The organism is Vibrio sp. Vb1026, from assembly GCF_033338745.1.
In the GTDB taxonomy this organism is placed as follows: domain Bacteria; phylum Pseudomonadota; class Gammaproteobacteria; order Enterobacterales; family Vibrionaceae; genus Vibrio; species Vibrio alginolyticus.
In genome coordinates, this window is the sequence record NZ_JAWOTH010000001.1 from 723418 (window position 1) to 740427 (window position 17010).

General features: G+C 44.7%; 16 protein-coding genes. 7 read left to right on the forward strand and 9 right to left on the reverse strand.

Going from position 1 to position 17010, the window contains the following annotated elements; translation table 11 throughout:
- Positions 1-44 precede the first annotated feature (44 nt).
- The 3 genes from R7E47_RS03255 (at position 45) to R7E47_RS03265 (ending at position 3301) form a co-directional block, all read left to right on the forward strand.
- Entirely contained in the window at positions 45-398 is a 354-nt protein-coding gene (locus R7E47_RS03255; protein ID WP_005388258.1) for a hypothetical protein, read from the forward strand.
- Between the two features lie 121 nt (positions 399-519).
- The gene (locus tag R7E47_RS03260; RefSeq protein ID WP_318083717.1) at positions 520-2520 is read left to right on the forward strand and encodes a methyl-accepting chemotaxis protein; all 2001 of its coding nucleotides are present in this window, start codon (positions 520-522) and stop codon (positions 2518-2520) included.
- A 301-nt stretch (positions 2521-2821) separates the two neighbouring features.
- On the forward strand, positions 2822-3301 hold the full coding sequence (locus tag R7E47_RS03265; RefSeq protein WP_005388254.1) for a Dps family protein: 480 nt from the start codon (positions 2822-2824) through the stop codon (positions 3299-3301).
- A 108-nt stretch (positions 3302-3409) separates the two neighbouring features.
- On the opposite strand, the gene R7E47_RS03270 is transcribed toward R7E47_RS03265, so the two are convergent.
- From R7E47_RS03270 to R7E47_RS03290, 5 genes are all read right to left on the reverse strand, one after another.
- Entirely contained in the window at positions 3410-4024 is a 615-nt protein-coding gene (locus R7E47_RS03270; RefSeq protein ID WP_318083719.1) for an HAD family hydrolase, read from the reverse strand.
- Positions 4025-4166: 142 nt separating this feature from the next.
- Positions 4167-5243: a PQQ-dependent sugar dehydrogenase gene (locus R7E47_RS03275; RefSeq protein WP_318083721.1), complete on the reverse strand. Its 1077-nt coding sequence runs from the start codon at positions 5241-5243 to the stop codon at positions 4167-4169.
- Between the two features lie 149 nt (positions 5244-5392).
- The gene (gene yiaY, locus R7E47_RS03280; RefSeq protein WP_005442614.1) at positions 5393-6541 is read right to left on the reverse strand and encodes an L-threonine dehydrogenase; all 1149 of its coding nucleotides are present in this window, start codon (positions 6539-6541) and stop codon (positions 5393-5395) included.
- Positions 6542-6875: 334 nt separating this feature from the next.
- Positions 6876-7526, reverse strand: coding sequence for an isoprenoid biosynthesis glyoxalase ElbB (gene elbB / locus R7E47_RS03285; RefSeq protein WP_005442612.1), 651 nt, complete (start codon positions 7524-7526; stop codon positions 6876-6878).
- A gap of 12 nt (positions 7527-7538) precedes the next feature.
- Positions 7539-7688: a hypothetical protein gene (locus R7E47_RS03290; RefSeq protein ID WP_318083724.1), complete on the reverse strand. Its 150-nt coding sequence runs from the start codon at positions 7686-7688 to the stop codon at positions 7539-7541.
- 120 nt (positions 7689-7808) lie between these two features.
- Here R7E47_RS03290 and yddG point away from each other — a divergent pair, with 120 nt between their 5' ends.
- Positions 7809-8711 (forward strand): aromatic amino acid DMT transporter YddG, encoded by a 903-nt coding sequence (gene yddG / locus R7E47_RS03295; RefSeq protein WP_005389394.1) that lies wholly within the window; start codon positions 7809-7811, stop codon positions 8709-8711.
- Positions 8712-8862: 151 nt separating this feature from the next.
- On the opposite strand, the gene R7E47_RS03300 is transcribed toward yddG, so the two are convergent.
- A complete protein-coding gene (locus R7E47_RS03300; protein ID WP_005389400.1) occupies positions 8863-9756 on the reverse strand; it encodes a cation diffusion facilitator family transporter in 894 nt (297 codons plus the stop codon).
- Between the two features lie 176 nt (positions 9757-9932).
- Positions 9933-10811, reverse strand: a complete 879-nt coding sequence (locus R7E47_RS03305; RefSeq protein WP_053350623.1) for a LysR family transcriptional regulator — start codon at positions 10809-10811, stop codon at positions 9933-9935.
- 171 nt (positions 10812-10982) lie between these two features.
- On the opposite strand from R7E47_RS03305, the gene R7E47_RS03310 reads away from it, so the two are divergent.
- Positions 10983-11558: a class I SAM-dependent DNA methyltransferase gene (locus R7E47_RS03310; protein WP_017821100.1), complete on the forward strand. Its 576-nt coding sequence runs from the start codon at positions 10983-10985 to the stop codon at positions 11556-11558.
- A gap of 148 nt (positions 11559-11706) precedes the next feature.
- Here R7E47_RS03310 and R7E47_RS03315 read toward each other — a convergent pair whose 3' ends face one another.
- Positions 11707-13680 carry an acetoacetate--CoA ligase gene (locus tag R7E47_RS03315; RefSeq protein WP_222711925.1) on the reverse strand — a complete coding sequence of 658 codons (1974 nt, stop codon included), beginning with the start codon at positions 13678-13680 and terminating at the stop codon, positions 11707-11709.
- A gap of 222 nt (positions 13681-13902) precedes the next feature.
- Here R7E47_RS03315 and phhA point away from each other — a divergent pair, with 222 nt between their 5' ends.
- Together phhA and R7E47_RS03325 are read left to right on the forward strand one after the other, a co-directional pair.
- Positions 13903-14697 carry a phenylalanine 4-monooxygenase gene (gene phhA / locus R7E47_RS03320; protein WP_005391119.1) on the forward strand — a complete coding sequence of 265 codons (795 nt, stop codon included), beginning with the start codon at positions 13903-13905 and terminating at the stop codon, positions 14695-14697.
- Positions 14687-15025 (forward strand): 4a-hydroxytetrahydrobiopterin dehydratase, encoded by a 339-nt coding sequence (locus tag R7E47_RS03325; RefSeq protein WP_005375563.1) that lies wholly within the window; start codon positions 14687-14689, stop codon positions 15023-15025. Before phhA ends, R7E47_RS03325 begins: the two co-directional genes overlap by 11 nt.
- Before the next feature lie 71 nt (positions 15026-15096).
- On the opposite strand, the gene R7E47_RS03330 is transcribed toward R7E47_RS03325, so the two are convergent.
- Entirely contained in the window at positions 15097-16866 is a 1770-nt protein-coding gene (locus R7E47_RS03330) for a choice-of-anchor I family protein (RefSeq protein ID WP_318083728.1), read from the reverse strand.
- Positions 16867-17010: the final 144 nt, after the last annotated feature.

Sequence of the window (17010 nt, forward strand, 5' to 3'; positions counted from 1 at the left end):
TTGAAGTCACTTGGGTATAAGAGTCATTTACAAGGAGGAGCGACATGTACCGTTATGTCAGTTCGCCAAAAGCGTCAAAGTACATAGTACCGCCGCCACTGCATCGTGAGTTGTCGTGTATGGATGTGCCGGAGTCAGAACTAGAGATGCGTGAAATTCTGAACAATTGGTTTGCCGATGGATTGGCGCCGATCATTCAAAATGAAGACAATTACATCTCTGCTAATGAGCAACAGCGCTTTAAGCAGCTCAGCCGCACGGTGGGTGTGCTACTGCGTAATAAAGATTACTACTTCGCCACTAAGCGGATTCTTTCGTTGTGGGATCAAGACTGCTTAGAAACAACTTACGTTAATTATCTGATTTTACGTAGTGAGCGCATACCATACTTCAAATAAGCCCTATTTATCGGCTTAAAATAGTGATTTACATGGTTTTCTTAGTAACTTTTGATACCAGTATTTAACATTTTTTTAAACATCGTTATATTTAAGGCTCATCGTTGTCAGGAGTTTATGGATGAACCTTACGATATCAGGGAAGTTGCAGCTCAGTTTTGTGCTGCTAGCCGTACTTTTTATGGCATCAGCGGTATTCACGTATCGCAACGTCACTACCGTAGAGCAATACGCCTCTTCGTTACTTAAATCCGATTTACCGACCGTCGACACCAGTCGCGGTATCCAACAGTCCGTTCAAGCGTCGCTGTCTTCTATTCGAGCCTACATGTTGCTAGGTGGCGATGAAGAGGCGAGCGCACGTCTGAGTGAGGACGTACGCAATATCATGGCATCTACAGACGAGTCGCTTCCAACGTTGCAGGCTCTGATCTCTGAACAGGATTTTCAAGCGATTCAAACCCAGTGGGACGCGGTAAAAGTTTCTCTAAACAAGCTGATTGAACTTAGCCACAGTGATGAGAACTTACCCGCACACAACCTCTTTATTAACGAAGCGGCACCCATTGCAGAAGTGGCACTTGACCAGCTTCAAAGCTTAATCAACGAAGAGTCAGGAAACCCATTCGGTGGAAACAGAAAACGTCTGTTCAAAGTTTATGCCGACAGCTATACCTCGCTCGCCAATGCACTGTCTGCACTGCGAGATTTCCTGTTATACGGGCAGCAAGATCACCTAGACAAATACCACGACTTGATTAAATACCACAATCAATCTGTGGCGGAAATCGATAGCAAACTCGACAGGCTTACTGATAACGACCAATCTTTGTGGTCACTGTTTAAAGAAATGCAGCAACTGTACTTTCCTTTAGCAGAGCAGGTAATTGCATTGCGTCAATCGCCAGAGTGGAACGAATCAAACTTGTTAATGGCGAATGAACTGTTGCCAGCAGCGGATGCACTAGACCAAAGCTTAGAAACGATCGTATTGGCTCAGCAAAGTCGTGCAGATCAAAGTGGACAGGGCATTAATCAGTCGATCAAAAACGTACTCACCACCATGCTGATTGCCGCGGCATTGGTTTTGTTTGCCGCAGTAGCGATTTCAAAATACATGGGCAACACCATTGGTCGCCGAGTGAAAAACTTATCGGAGCGTGCAAAGACGATCGCTTCAGGGGACGTTTCTCAGCCTCCGTTAACTGTTGTTGGGAAAGATGAATTGGCAGACCTTACCGATTCGATTAACCGCATGAACCAATCGTTAGCGAGCATCGTGGCAGGGGTGAGTGAGAAAGCGCACCAAGTAGATACCAGTATGGGGGCTTTGTTGGAATCGGCGCAAGTCACTTCATCGAATGTAGAACAGCAACAGACCAGCATTGTTGAAATGGGAAGCCAATTGGATGAAATCGCTTTAGCCGCGCGTAACACCCTAGATCAAGCCAACCAATCAGTGCAGAAGCTTTCTGATTCAAAAGGCGAAATTGAACAAGGTCGTGATGCTTTAGAGCAAAACAAAGTCACTATGGAAAGTTTGCACGGCAGCATTGAAACCGCGAGTACGCAAGTGACGCAGTTAAGCAAAGAGAGCGAAGCCATTGGCCGAGTTACGGAAGTGATTGAAGGCTTGGCAGAGCAAACTAACTTACTGGCATTGAATGCCGCGATAGAAGCAGCGCGTGCGGGCGACCAAGGGCGAGGCTTTGCGGTTGTGGCGGACGAAGTACGTATGTTAGCGACGCGCACTACTCAATCGACGACAGAAATCAACGGCATCATCAATGCGATTCAACGCTCGACCAATTCGGTGGTTGAGGAGATAGAACACAGCCAATCACTTGCGGAACAGGGCGCTGAGCACATTGAAAAAGCGGTAACTCGTTTGCTTGTCACGACCGAGCAAATTGGTTCTTTGAATGAACAAATGGCAGAGCTTGCGGCAGCGGCAGAGCAGCAATCTCATGCGACCAACTCGATCACTGGATTGATGTCCGATATAACTCAATCAGTGGATGAGGTTTCAAATAACAGCCAACGTGCATCAGAGACATCATTGCAAGTAAAAGAGCAAGTTACCGAGCTGAATCAACAGATGGCAACTTTTAAAACGGCGTAGATAAGGTTTACGTCTGTTCATCGACTTTTGAACGTTAACCAAATAGTAAAAAAAGCCCCAATTCTTTTTACACAAAAAGGGTTGGGGCTTTTTGTTGGATGATACGCCGATATTCGTCTACTTGCTCATTGGATTTGGCTATTTAAATCATAGTTAAAACCAAATTTTCTTCACCGAGTCAGAGTCGTAATATGACTCCATCGGCAGCAAATACTGCAAAAGAATTTTTAAACTTTATACCAATCCCGGTAAGAGAATCGTTCGTTACTACGATTGGTATCATCCTCCTAGGAGCAAGATTATGAACAAACAAGTAAGCCTAATTGGTCTAGACAGCGAACAATCAGCACAACTAGCTCAACAGCTAAATCAACTGCTAGCGCATTACCAAGTGTTGTACATGAACTCTCGCGGTTACCACTGGAACATTAAAGGTGCGCAATTCTTCGAACTGCACGTAAAATTTGAAGAGATCTACACTGATCTACAAACAAAAATCGATGAGCTTGCAGAGCGTATTCTAACTTTGGGTCATACGCCAGCACACGCATTCAGCAACTACTTGGAAGCAAGTGAAATTAAAGAACATCAAAACGCGACTTCTGGTGAGGAGTGTGTACAAGGTCTGGTTCAAGGCTTTAGCGTTCTACTTCTAAAACAACGTGAGATTCTACAAAACGCGGGTGAAGCAGATGACGAAGGTACAGCGGCATTGATGGGTGACTACATCCGTGAGCAAGAAAAATTAATGTGGATGCTTAACGCTTACCTACAAGGCTAAGCAGCGCATCACCCAAGCAATCCTTGGGAACGCATGAAACAATCGGGAATAAGTCATAAGGGGCACGTTGGTGCCCCTTTTTTTGTGTGCGTGTTTTATGTGTGTGCTTTATTTGCGTGGTAAGGATTCGAAACGGCTCAATAAATCACTGAGTTCATTAAGCGCCAACGAGGCTGAATCATTGAAGGTTTCTTGATTACCGTGATGAACAAGGCAAGAGGGCATCTGTGCGTTATACGCTGCCTGTAAGTCGTAAAGGTAATCGCCGACATAAAGGACTTCATCCGGCATCAAACGCCACTCTTTCGCCAACACCTGCAAAGACAAAGGGTCTGGCTTGGGCGGGAAGCATTCACGAGTGATGACTCGCTCCACAGAGATTTGGTTGTGCTCTAGTTTGCGCTGCGTGGCGATTTGGCAGTTGCGCGTCACGATAGCGGTTTTGATTTCATATTGATGCAAGTGGGCTAGCAATTCATGGCAGCCAATCATTGGAGCAGACTGCTCAGCATCAGAAATCTCGTAATCAAATATCACATTATGAGCGTGCTCTCGATGGTGAGGATGCTCAAGTGCGTCGACAAAATCCAATAGATCTTCACTATGCGGACAGCCAAGCTGTTGTCGCAATTCGCCGAAGTTCATATCAGAACTCACCAAGGTGTTGTCTAAATCAAACACCACGGCTTTAATTTTATCGAGCTGTAAAGGGAATGGAATCATAATGACCTCGTACAACTTAACCGAACTATCGTTTTAAAAAACAAAAGGTTATTGTTAAGTTTAGATTCTTCTGCTTAGATTGTACGAAAATAAATCACTAGTACGTCACAAATTAAATAGTCTTAACGATTTTAGTGTTTGATTACCTTTCCTCAAGACGAAAGATTTTGCCGCTGTCGGTAGAAAAGTAGATATAACCATCGGGGCTGATGGTTATATCTCTTACTCGCTCACCAAGATTCTCCATCAATCTTTTTGATTCGGTGAGCTTGCCATTCTCAATAGAGACCACATTGATGTGCGCCAGTTTCAAGGCTCCGGCGAGGATTTTTCCGTCCAATTCTGGGTATTTATCGCCACGGTACAAAATCATATTGCTGGGTGCGATAGAAGGAATGTATACCAACTTTGGATCTTCCATTCCCGGTAACGACTTAGCTTCACCAACGTCCAACGGTCCCCAATATTCTTTACCATGAGAGACTTTAGCCCAGCCGTAGTTCGCGCCTTTCTTGATTAGATTAATTTCATCGCCGCCGCGTGGTCCATGTTCAATCGACCATAGCTGTTTTGTTACTTCGTCGTAAAACATGCCTTGTGGGTTGCGGTGCCCGTAACTCCATATCTCAGGACGAGCTTCGGAAGGTTTAAATGGGTTGTCTTGTGGAACCGAACCATCAAGGTTAAGGCACAGAATACTGCCAGCATGGGTTTGAGTGTCTTGCCCATTATCACGTTCGCCACGGTCACCGATTGAGAAGTAAACTTTGTCGTCAATAAATGAAATTCGACTGCCGTAGTGACGCCCTGTGTCAGTGATGGCATCAGCAACAAAGAGATCTTTCCAGCCCACAAGCTGATTGTTTTGCAATTGCGCCGTCGCTAACGCCACCGTATTGCCTTTGCTCGTGCGCTTGCTGTAGGTAAAGAAGAGTTGCGGATTTTGCGTATCGGCATTCGATGCGAGCGCGACATCCAATAAGCCAGCTTGCCCACTGGTATTCACATCGGGAACGTTAAACAGCTTTTGAGGTTTGCCTGTGGTGATATCTAGCAACGAAACCGTACCGTTCTTTTCATTGACGATTACGCGTTGGCTATCTAAGAACTCGATCCCCCAAGGGATCTGAAATCCATTCGCCACTTCGTTAGCGCGGTATTCGGCAGCGTTGGCAGAAAAGGATAAACAAGCGAGTAGGGCAGCAGCAATCGTTCTCATGGTTCCTTCCAATATGAATCGTATTAATGCTTAAAAGCTAACACTAAAAGAGAACGTTTTGCAGAGCATGGATTGTATAAGAATGTAAAAAATCCCCGATACGAGATCGGGGATTGAATTAAGGCTAGAGAATTGTTTATGTAGCGAGATTACATCGCTTCTTCGAAGATCTTAGAGATTTCTTCGTGAGTTGCTTGTTTAGGGTTAGTGAAACCACAAGCGTCTTTCAGTGCGTTGTCTGCTAGTGTTGGGATGTCTTCTAGTTTCGCACCAAGCTCTTTAATACCTGCTGGGATACCCACATCTTTCGCTAGAGTAACGATAGCGTCGATTGCTGCCGCTGCACCTGCTTCAGCAGACATGCCTTCTACGTTTACGCCCATTGCTTTCGCTACATCACGTAGACGCTCAGGACATACTTGCGCGTTGTAGCGCTGTACGTGAGGTAGAAGAATCGCGTTACAAACACCGTGTGGAAGGTCGTAGAAACCACCAAGTTGGTGTGCCATTGCGTGTACGTAACCTAGAGACGCGTTGTTGAACGCCATACCCGCCATGAACTGTGCGTATGCCATTTGTTCACGAGCTTCTAGATCTTCACCGTTTTTCACTGCTGTGCGTAGGTACGCTTGGATAAGCTCAATCGCTTTGATTGCTACCGCATCAGTGATTGGTGTTGCCGCGATAGATACGTAAGCTTCAATCGCGTGAGTTAGGGCATCCATACCTGTTGCCGCAGTTAGCGAAGCAGGTTTAGCTAGCATTAGCTCTGGATCGTTTACTGAGATAAGCGGTGTTGTGTGCTTATCAACGATAGCCATCTTGATGTGACGCTCTTCGTCAGTGATGATGCAGAAACGCGTCATTTCAGATGCAGTACCCGCAGTCGTGTTGATTGCGATAAGTGGCATCATTGGTTTTGCAGACTGGTCTACGCCTTCGTAATCTGCAATTTTGCCGCCGTTAGAAGCCACAAGCGCGATACCTTTCGCACAGTCGTGTGGTGAACCGCCGCCTAGAGAGATAACGAAGTCACATTCGTTATCAGTAAGAAGTGCTAAGCCGTCGTTAACGTTGCTGATAGTAGGGTTTGGTTGAGTGCCATCGAACACAACAGTTGCTACGTCGCGTTCTGTTAGTAGATCTTGAACCTGCTTTACTACACCGATTTGGTTAAGAATCTTATCCGTAACAATCAAACCTTTTTTAAAGCCTTGAGATTGGATGCTGTCTGCTGCGTCTTTCAGACAACCAGCGCCCATTAGGTTTACGGTAGGGATAAAAAATGCACTTGTCATATTGGATTGCTCCGTCGTTATTTTTAATAATCTTTCTTAATCTGTCATTTACTCTTGCATACCCCGTTCTTGATTTAGATTGATCTAGGACAAGTTTAACCCCTTAGGGGTATCTTGAGGGCTGAAAGTGTGATGACAGTCTTGTTGCACAGTGAGATGGTGCAACACCTACTTAACGTAGCTGAAATATCTCATTTATCACGCAAACGATTGGCAAAAATAACAAGATTCGTACGGTTTATCTCTCAATTCGACTAAAGTATAAAAAATCCCCATTAATATGTAGTCTATCAATGGGGATTCGTATGGTGTGTTTTAAGCAAACGTTTTCGATTTAGGCGATTTTAACTAACTTATCTACTAGTTTTTCAATGCCTGATGCGGCTTGTGAGATATTCTCCGCTAACATATAAGCTGGTGTTGAAAGTACGTTGTGTTTTTCATCGAAATGGATTTCATCCACCTGACAATTGACGTGCTCCCCCCCCATATGACCGAATGCTGCTGCAGTGGCTTCATCGTTACCAATTGTGCCTTTTACACCTTGATCGTAAATCATAGGGATAATAGTTGGTGCGATGCATAAATAACCTGCAGGTTTGCCCGCTTGAGCGAATGCACGACACGCTTGGGCAACGTGAGTATTAATCGAACACTCCGCACCCGAAACGGCGAAGTCGGTTAAGTTTTTCGCGGCACCAAATCCACCTGGAAGCAGTAGGGCATCGTATTCATCAACGTTAAGTTTGGCGACATCGTCAATGTTACCGCGAGCGATACGAGCTGATTCGATCAAGACGTTGCGTGTTTCATCCATTTCGTCACCAGTTAGGTGGTTGATGACGTGGAGTTGGTCAATGTTAGGTGCAAAGCAGTGCCAAGTTGCACCTGCTTTCTCGATGGCGTAGAGCGCCAATACGGCTTCGTGGATCTCAGAGCCGTCGTAAACGCCTGAACCACTTAAAATGACTGCGACTTTTTTCATGATTGGATTCCTTTACTCTGAACGTTCCTTAGATTGTTCTTCACTATCTAGACCATGCGTTCCCGAATGTGTTTCAACGTTTTCACTCTCGTTGTCATCTTCATCATAGTAGCGCACAACAAAGGGTGTAAGCATAACACTAGAGGGCAGAAAATGTTTCATATCAACTCCAACGGCTTAATAGAATGATTTTTATACTGATTTTTATAAAACAGTACGTTGAACCTGATCATTTTTGAGTTAAGCTGACGTTTCCTTTGGCATTCGTGAGTGGTAGGTCACATGAAATCAGTGCAATTTCGTTTCACACTTTATGGTTGTATCGCGATTCTCTCTTGGAGTTGTCTGCTTGGCATCGCGAGGTTGGTTACGGAGAGTTTAGGTCCTGTAGGCGGGGCAGCCATGTTGTACTCTCTTAGCTCTGTTTTCCTTCTTATCGTGGTCGGTATTCCAAAGTTGTCTTACTTTTCTCCCAAGTATCTTGCGCTTGGTGGTGCGATGTTCGTCTGTTATGAAATATTTCTCGCTCTATCTTTGGGATATTCCAACTCGCGCGCGCAGGCAATTGAGGTGTCGATTGTCAATTACCTTTGGCCCGCACTGACGGTTTTATTTGCGGTCCTTGGCAGCAATAAAAAAACAAACTGGTTGCTTTATCCCGCAGTTACGCTGGCGTTTGTTGGGGTTGCTTGGACTGTGAGCGGTGAGAATGGCTTATCCATAACTCAGATCATGTCCAATGTTAGTAGTAACCCTCTGGTGTATTTTATGGCTTTCGCTGGCGCGGTTATATGGGCTTTTTATTGCAACTTAACCCAAAGGCAGCAATCTAAACATAATGCGATTACCCTGTTTTTCATTGCAACAGCTGTTTCGCTTTGGGTCAAATACGCGTTTACGGATGAGCCACCAATGACATTCAGTTGGGAAGCGATGGGGTACTTAGTGGCCTCTGCGGCTTTAATGGCTGGTGGTTATGGTTTATGGAATATCGCGATCGTTGGCGGCAATATGGTTTTTCTCGCCACCTTGTCTTACTTCACACCCATTTTTTCCGCTTTATTTTCTTCCATTATTCTTGGCGTAACTCTGAGCCATAGCTTTTGGCAGGGCGTTGTGATGGTAACGGTGGGCTCGCTGATGTGTTGGTTAGTCACCAAAGAGAAGCGCGAAGCGGCTGGGTAAGTTACCAACGAGATCAGAGAATTTAAGTGAGCAACGAACAGATCTCCCTTGCGAGCTGTATTCGAATACGAAGAAACTAAATCGAAAAAATTAAAAAAGCTCCCGAGATTGGGAGCTTTTTATTGAGTTTTAACGGCTCTTTGGTGGCGCTCTAATAAGCGACGTTCAAGTGTAGTTGAAGCTTGAATCTGTGCTTCGACAGTCGCTTGATAAGCTGCTTACGAGTGTGCTCTAGTGTATCAAGCTCCAATGTGTCGTCATCAATATGTACGTCCACATTTACTCGTAGCTCTTGGCCCACCTTCGTTACGCCAGCCAGTTTCAATTGATGCTCAGTCACTTTTTCAATCTCAAGAACATCTTTGCCAACGCTCTGACACAGCTCTTTGCTTGGTGTCATCATTAGTAGTTCACGTAGGGCACCTACTAGCATATCGAACGGTACTTTGAGGAAGTAAAAGCCCATTAAAACCATCATCATGGGGTCGGCATATACCGCATACTCAGAGAATGGCGTTAGTGAAACAGCCCAAGCCGAGATAAATCCTACGGTCACCGCCACACTCAACAAAGTATCCATTTGCCACTGTTTTTTCTCCGCTTCAATCAAGCCTGATGAGAAGCGGCGGCTGCGTTTCGCCATAAACCACCAAGCGTAACCACAACCGATAACATTCACGATGCCGAATAAGGTCGCAATAGAAGCATCGACCTCGCGACCTCCAGACATCAATGCTGATATCGCAGAGTAGAGAGAGAAGCTTACAACCACTAAAATGACGGCTGCTTTTATCGCAATAACGATTGGTTCTAAGACCGCTTTTCCAAATGGGAATACAGATTTTGAAGGCTTGTTAATATAGTAAGAAGCGGCCAGTGACAATAAAGTTAACAGTAAGCTGACCAAAGAGTAAACACCGTCAAACACGATGACAATTGATCCTACAAGCAAGCCAAGTACCATACCACCAGCAGCGAACCCAGATGCCAAAAGGGCTGAAATGGTTAGAATACGGTTTTCGTTTTTGCTTGTCCTGTCACACATAAAAGATGCCTTTGAATTTTAATACCTTACTATTCTTCGCTCATAAGGTAATTTAGGCAACCACAAAGTGACCAGTAACTAATCTAAAAAATTGCGTTTTTATTTATATTCCTATAAAACAATGGCTTACTGTGATTTTTTGGTGTCAGTAAAATTGACGCTCACTGATAAAATGTTTAGAAGTCAAATAAATACTCGCTCAATTTATCTGCTAACCACATCATTGCTGGATGCTCAGTATGGCCGTTAGGTGAAAACATACAGTAGTCTTCTTGCGTCAATCCGTATGTGTGTTTGATAACGGCTAGCTTCTGCTGACGAAGGTAATGGCGGATTAATGGTTCTGGAAGCACGCCCCAAGCGTCTTCTTCTAAGATGGTGTTCAGCATGTAGTCAAAACTCGAAAAACCAATATATCGAGTCGAGAAAGGTTGCAGTTCAGGGTTGTCTTTCTCATTTAGGTACACCATTAGTGCTTGCATCTGACTACGTAGATCTTCGTCTGAGACACGGCGCATCTTACTTAGGCGGTGTTCTACACTGCATACTGACATCATACGTATCTTGCCTAATGGGTTATATACGATACGAGGATCGTCTACTCGCTCATAATCAACGCCGAAAGCAAAATCTACTTGGTGGGTACTGACCAAGTTGGCTAAGTCGCCACTGGATGCCAAGATTAAGTTGAAGGTTGTTGAAGGAAAGCGGTTATTCAATGTATGAGATAATTCTTGCCAGAGATCATCAGGTAAGGAGTCGTCACGTGCTACCCAAACTTCCGCGTTAAACCCTTCCGAGATTTGAGCGCAGGTCTTTCTGACCCGTTGTGCGATGATAAGTAGGTGTTCGCAATCTTTGTAAATGGCTTTCCCAGCTTCAGAGAGGGTGAGCTGGTTGCCAGTTCGGTTAAACAATTCAACGTCGAGATCTTTCTCTAATGCCTTAATCGACATACTGAGTTTGGTACGATTGCAGTCGAGTTGCCTTGCCGCTTCAGAAACAGAACCACACTCAGCGATGGTGCAGAAGGCTTCTACTTGAGTTAAGTTCATGATTTGACACAACCAATAAATGAATTCAAATAATTTGGGTATTATGCAGATGCGCTCCCAAAGCCATGAAAGATTATCGAAAAAAACGCGAATCCGCCAGATAAGTCTATGGTCTTTTAACGGTTTTGCGGTAATCTATGTGGGTTACAAAAAGTGAACATGGAGGCCACGATGGCACAAGATTGGGACGGCTTAGCAAAAAACTGGGAATCAAATCCAGCAACAGAGCAATTTGCGCAGTCGGTGTTTGAGCAGTTACAACAGCTAACTCAGCTTGATGGCATTAAAGTACTAGATTTTGGATGCGGAACAGGGCAGTTAAGTCAACGATTGTCACCGATGGTTAAAGACATCGTAGCATTAGACGCATCGGAAGCCATGATTGAGGAACTCGATAAAAAAGAGCTCGTCAACGTAGAACCTGTGGTAGATGCATTATCTCGCGGCTTAGTCGCTCAGCATCCGGCCTTTCGTGGACAGTTCGACTTGGTGGTTGCATCATCAGTTTTAGCGTTTGTGGAAGACTTAGACGCGTCATTAACGATCTCGCATTCTCTACTTAACCACGGCGGCTATTTTGTTCATTTTGATTGGATTGCAGAATGTGAACAAGACGGTTTTACCCTTGCGAAGTCTGAGCGTGCACTGAAAGAAGCGGGTTTTACTGAAGTTGAATCGCAACACGTTTTTGACATTACATCTGATGGTAAAACAATGTCGGTATTAATGGGGCTTGGTCGTCGCTAATACCGCTGAATAAAGAACAAAAAATGACAAAAGCGAGCTAACAAGCTCGCTTTTTTCTTATCTGCTGAGGATATATGTAACTTCACTTGCTCTAAACAAGCGTCGTGGTGCAGGCAAGGACATACTCGAACAACTTAGTCTTCGGAGGTTATTTTGAGACGACTATCCTGCGTATCTCCTCCAGCACTTCAGGGTTGGCTATTGCGCCTAAATTTTCGACGCTTCGGTTGTTAACGACTTGCTTAACGGCTAACTCGACCAGCTTTCCTGAGCGTGTCTTAGGTATATCGCTTATTGCGTAAATTGCACTAGGTACATGCCTTGGAGAACATGCAGACTTTAGCTGTGCTTTGATGGAAGCGATCATCTCGTCATTGAGCTCTACCCCTTTGACTAATTGGACAAACAGCCATATTTGTTCGTTGCGATCGACTTCTTTTCCTACTGCGATCGAATCTAGAATACCGTCTATACAGTTCACTTGCTGATAGATTTCGGCCGTGCCGATTCTTACGCCACCAGGATTCAACGTGGTATCACTTCGACCATAAAATACGTATCCCCCAACGCGTGTCTGTTCAACATCATCGCCGTGGTGCCAAATATTGTCGAATTTATCCCAATAAGCACGATGATATCTCTCACCGGTGTCGTTCCAAAAGCCAGCAGGGAAGTTGGGTAATGAATTGGCACAAACCAACTCACCGCGCGCTCCCATTACGCTATTACCTTGTGGGTTAAAGACTCGGACATCGACCCCTAACCCTGCTGATTGGCACTCTCCCCGATAAACGGGAGAAATAGGGTTGCCTAATACAAAGCAGCCACAAATGTCTGTTCCGCCAGAAATCGAGGCGAGGTGTACATCTTCTTTAATGTGCTGATAGACATAATCAAACTGTTCTGGATACAGAACAGAGCCCGTTGAGCAAATGGTTTTCAGACTTGGAAATGCATCACTTTTCTGCGGAGAAAAAGATGCTTTTTCCAGCGCCTCTAGGTATTTTGCTGAGGTTCCAAACAGCGTCACTTCGGCTCGTTCTGCGAGGTCCCAGAGCACATCATGAGTGGGGTAAACAGGGCTACCATCAAAAATCACCAAACATGCACCGCTCGCGAGTGAAGAAACGTGCCAGTTCCACATCATCCAACCGCAGGTCGTGTAATAAAACACGCGTTCGTTCGGTTGAATATCGCAATGCAGTTGATGCTCTTTCAAGTGATTAAGCACCGTTCCGCCGACGGAATGAACGATGCATTTCGGTTTGCCTGTTGTGCCTGAAGAATAAAGCACAAATAGCGGATCGTTAAAATTCACACGAGTAAAAGTCAGCGCTTCGGGTGTGTATTGATTCAGGACGTTTTGCCAATCTTGGGTGCAGACATCGCATTCAAAAATGTGTGGTTTAAGGTAGCTAATTTGGCAAACTTGTTTAAGACCATCAAGATGATCCGCAATATGCTGGTTTTTCTTAGACATATCGAAAGTTTTGCCATTGAATGTATAGCCATCACAAGTAAACAGGATTTTGGGTTTCACTTGACCAAAGCGCTCCAAAACGCTTTCGACGCCAAAATCAGGTGAGGTGGAAGTCCAGGTCGCCCCTAAACTGGTGGTTGCTAGCATAGCTATTACCGTTTGAGGTAGGTGAGGTAAATAACCAGCGACGACATCACCTTGCTTAATTCCACATTCTTTCAACCATTGCTGCACACTCGAAACTTCTTCGCACAATTGTTTCCAGGTGTAGGTCTGTTTTTCTTCACGTTCATTTTCAAACCAAATCGCGAGATCATCGGGTTGGTGACACGCGTAGGTTAGCAAATTTTCGGCGTAGTTAATTTGCGCGTTTGGGAACCATTTTATATCCCTATTTTCAACAGGTTGCTGCCAGCGACTTTCTGCTCGCTCTTTTATGGTCTCTCCCTGAGTGCCAATGACGTCGCAGAATAGCCAAACTTCCTGCCAAAATTTTTCTACATGATCGAGTGACCATTGATGCAGATCAGCGAAGCTTTCAAGGGTATTTCCTTGTCGATTAATGTGTTCAATAAACTGTGTAATGTTGGCTTCTTCGATACGACTTTCGCTCGGTTGCCATACTTTGCTGCTCTCGCGCATAGGTCCCTCTATAACAAAGTGATAACAGGTTTTAGTTTGAGAGGAATACACGATAAAGTCAAACAAGCCAGAGATTATATCGTGTCATAAAAATCATGCAGTTACGATGAGTTGTAAACAATATGTTACATCGGGATGATGCTGAGAAAATCGCGCAGGGATTGGAAGCTCTTAAGACTACAGATAGGCTTAATGTAAAGGATTTGTTAATGGAGATGAGCCATGACCCAGTATCGTTCTAAACCCGTAAACCAGGAAGGCAGGGTTGAATGGAGCCGTGAAGAAGACGCCATTTGGCGAGATTTGGTAACACGACAAATGGGTGTGATCCAAAACAGAGCTTGTAAGGCTTATTTACACGGTTTAACGCTGCTTGATTTACCTCAAGACCGCGTTCCTCAATTGCCAGAAATTAATCGTGTCCTGATGGAGACAACAGGTTGGCAAGTGGAGCCCGTTCCTGCGCTTATTGACTTCGACCGATTTTTTAATCTACTCGGTAATAAGCGCTTTCCCGTCGCCACATTCTTGCGTACCAGAGAAGAGTTCGATTACTTGCAAGAGCCGGATTTCTTCCATGAAATATTTGGTCATTGCGCGATGTTAACCAACCCAGACTTTGCTGCATTTACCGAGCATTATGGTCAACTAGGGCAAGCCGCTACCCCAAAACAAAGAGCCTATCTCGCTCGCCTCTACTGGTTTACCGTAGAGTTTGGCTTGGTGAAAGAAGGGGACAAAACCAAAATTTACGGTGGTGGTATTCTTTCATCTCCTGGCGAAACCCTCTACGCATTAGAGAGTGATGTAGCAATTCGCGACCCATTTGAATTACAAACAGTGCTGAGAACGCCTTATCGTATCGACATCATGCAACCGAAGTACTACGTGATTGATGACTTTTCTCAGCTTTTTAAAATCAGTCAGTTAAATTTATTGAAACAAGCCGATCTAGCGATTGAAGCTGGACTGCTTCCTCCACTTTTTGAACCAAAGGAACCTGCTCATGTTGAATGAACAAAAATGCGAAGCTTGTAGTATCGATGCCATTGCACTAAGCAAAGAAGAGCAACAGTCTCTGCTTCTGCAATTGTCTGATTGGCAGATCATTGAAAGAGAAGATATACCTCAACTAGAAAAGGTGTATAAATTTAAGAACTTCAAACAAGCATGGGCTTTCAGTAACAAAATCGCGGAACTGGCAGAAGATGAGTTCCACCATCCCTCTATTTTGTTGGAATGGGGTAAGGTTACCGTAACGTGGTGGAGTCACTCTATCAAAGGTCTGCATAAAAACGATTTTATCTGCGCATCAAAGTGTGACGCGCTAGCATCGGCAGAGTAGGACATTACCTCATACAAAAAAACGCCCGGCTTACGTCGGGCGTTTTGGTTCTAAATGACTTTTACATTACCTTATAGATTGATTCGGAAGACGGATGTCGTGCCCGATACCTCATTGCCAACGGCGATAAAATGACCACCATTACGGGTAAAGTAATTAATGGATTCTGGACCTAAATCGCCTGCTTTTGGATTGTATGTGTCGTTCATGCATTCGCCATCTTCGACTTCTGTACATACTGGCTGATTGTAATCACGGCGGTTTACGTAATGCATAAACTGCGCTTGTTTCGGGTCTGTGATGTCATAAATCATGATACCGCCTTGACGCTCCAAGCCGATAAACGCGTAATGGCGACCGTTAATTTGTGCTACTTCAATCGCCTCTGGCTCAATACCTTTATCATCACTTCGGTCATTGCCACTATTATTGTTATCGTTGGTGCTGTTGAAGTTCTTGCCTTCATTCAGCAGCGCGATAGTCGCGAAATCGTCACCACTATCGAAGACCAACTTGCCGTTTTCATCCCAAATCGAGAATGAACGCGCGCCAAATGATTGAACATTCTCTTGTGCAGAAAGCGTTTGTTCCGGCTTAATCACTTTTAAACGCGCGAGTTGTTTGTTGTCTTTTAGTGCCTCTGCCAATGGGTGTTCTGCTGCTACTTTCAGCTTCTTACCGCGCACTTCATCAATATGGCTTAAACAGGTTCCTTGCTCAGATGTATATTCATCTGTACCGAGGTAATCGTCTTCATCCCACATAAAGCCAGCTTTGTCGCACAGTTCTTGAGTGGTTTTGAATCCGTACTCACGCCCGTCGCCTTCATTTGCAGATACGATGTAAGTACTCCCATTCACTGAGTAGCTGTCGATAGTGTCAGGCATAAATAAGCCAACCAGTTGTGGGTAGCTTTTCAAGTTCCCAATGATTTTGTCTTTGTTGGATGCATCGAGTTTAGCGCCCGACCAAGACTTCTCACCTAAGCCAACAATTTTTTCTACCGATTTGCTCTCTGGATTGACGATTGCCATGGCGTTATTTTCTTGTAGCGCGACATAGATTTTACCGTTATCTGCAAAAGTGAGGTATTCAGGCTCTAGATCTTGTGCGACGGTGGCGTTTGGCCCCGAAATACGCACATTCATTGGGAGCTCTGCTTTTCGTGAACCATCAAATTCGTTAAAGCCAATTTGTGTCACTTCTGCTTGAGTAACACCAAGGCTCAGATCGATCAAAGTGATACTACCTTCAGGGTCAATGCTGTAATCGCTGTTTGGTTCTCCTTCATTAGCGGTTGCGATGTATCGGCCATCTTTTGAGAAGCCAACCATGTCTGGCAATGCGCCTGTTGGGAAAGTCGTGACTAATGACAAATCGTCGGAGCGGTACAAGCCAACAATACCATTCGCTTGTTTATTACTGTTTTCAATCGCAACAGCTACCAAACCATTGAATACAGCGACACTGTTTGCTGCGCCAATTTCAATGCCCGCTGCTTCGCCAGCGCTGTTGAGATCGATGAATGCGCTTTGCGTTGGTACGCCGTTGTCATCCATAGACCTTACATCGACACGTTTTTCTTGAGCATTAACCACATAGAGCTTATCTGTACAGGCGTCATAACTGACGATTTCAGCTGCCGATGTATCGAATGGAGCATCAGCAACGGATGTCCCGATAAACGTTAACCCTTGAATTGAAGTTTCCCCAGTAACGGGTGCAGTGGTAGGTTTGCATTGTGTAGCGAATGAAGCCACGGTATCTTCGGGTTGTGATGAACACGCGATGGCAAGTGATGACAATGCGAGTGCACCGATTGCCTTTAAAGGGGTGATCATGATATCTCCTTATCAATCCGATAGGTTGTCAATCAGCATGGGTTTTATGCTGCTGTCCATTTCCGCAACTGGAATGATAGAGCGCTGAATGACGTGTGATTTGGTAAGGCTCTGAATATATGTATGATTGATGACTCTTATATT

Excerpts from the sequence above, each read along its gene's own strand:
- R7E47_RS03255 (WP_005388258.1), top strand. The coding sequence starts at position 45 with ATGTACCGTTATGTCAGTTCGCCAAAAGCGTCAAAGTACATAGTACCG.
- R7E47_RS03260 (WP_318083717.1), top strand. The coding sequence starts at position 520 with ATGAACCTTACGATATCAGGGAAGTTGCAGCTCAGTTTTGTGCTGCTA.
- R7E47_RS03265 (WP_005388254.1), top strand. The coding sequence starts at position 2,822 with ATGAACAAACAAGTAAGCCTAATTGGTCTAGACAGCGAACAATCAGCA.
- R7E47_RS03270 (WP_318083719.1), bottom strand. The coding sequence starts at position 4,024 with ATGATTCCATTCCCTTTACAGCTCGATAAAATTAAAGCCGTGGTGTTT.
- R7E47_RS03275 (WP_318083721.1), bottom strand. The coding sequence starts at position 5,243 with ATGAGAACGATTGCTGCTGCCCTACTCGCTTGTTTATCCTTTTCTGCC.
- yiaY (WP_005442614.1), bottom strand. The coding sequence starts at position 6,541 with ATGACAAGTGCATTTTTTATCCCTACCGTAAACCTAATGGGCGCTGGT.
- elbB (WP_005442612.1), bottom strand. The coding sequence starts at position 7,526 with ATGAAAAAAGTCGCAGTCATTTTAAGTGGTTCAGGCGTTTACGACGGC.
- R7E47_RS03290 (WP_318083724.1), bottom strand. The coding sequence starts at position 7,688 with ATGAAACATTTTCTGCCCTCTAGTGTTATGCTTACACCCTTTGTTGTG.
- yddG (WP_005389394.1), top strand. The coding sequence starts at position 7,809 with ATGAAATCAGTGCAATTTCGTTTCACACTTTATGGTTGTATCGCGATT.
- R7E47_RS03300 (WP_005389400.1), bottom strand. The coding sequence starts at position 9,756 with ATGTGTGACAGGACAAGCAAAAACGAAAACCGTATTCTAACCATTTCA.
- R7E47_RS03305 (WP_053350623.1), bottom strand. The coding sequence starts at position 10,811 with ATGAACTTAACTCAAGTAGAAGCCTTCTGCACCATCGCTGAGTGTGGT.
- R7E47_RS03310 (WP_017821100.1), top strand. The coding sequence starts at position 10,983 with ATGGCACAAGATTGGGACGGCTTAGCAAAAAACTGGGAATCAAATCCA.
- R7E47_RS03315 (WP_222711925.1), bottom strand. The coding sequence starts at position 13,680 with ATGCGCGAGAGCAGCAAAGTATGGCAACCGAGCGAAAGTCGTATCGAA.
- phhA (WP_005391119.1), top strand. The coding sequence starts at position 13,903 with ATGACCCAGTATCGTTCTAAACCCGTAAACCAGGAAGGCAGGGTTGAA.
- R7E47_RS03325 (WP_005375563.1), top strand. The coding sequence starts at position 14,687 with ATGTTGAATGAACAAAAATGCGAAGCTTGTAGTATCGATGCCATTGCA.
- R7E47_RS03330 (WP_318083728.1), bottom strand. The coding sequence starts at position 16,866 with ATGATCACCCCTTTAAAGGCAATCGGTGCACTCGCATTGTCATCACTT.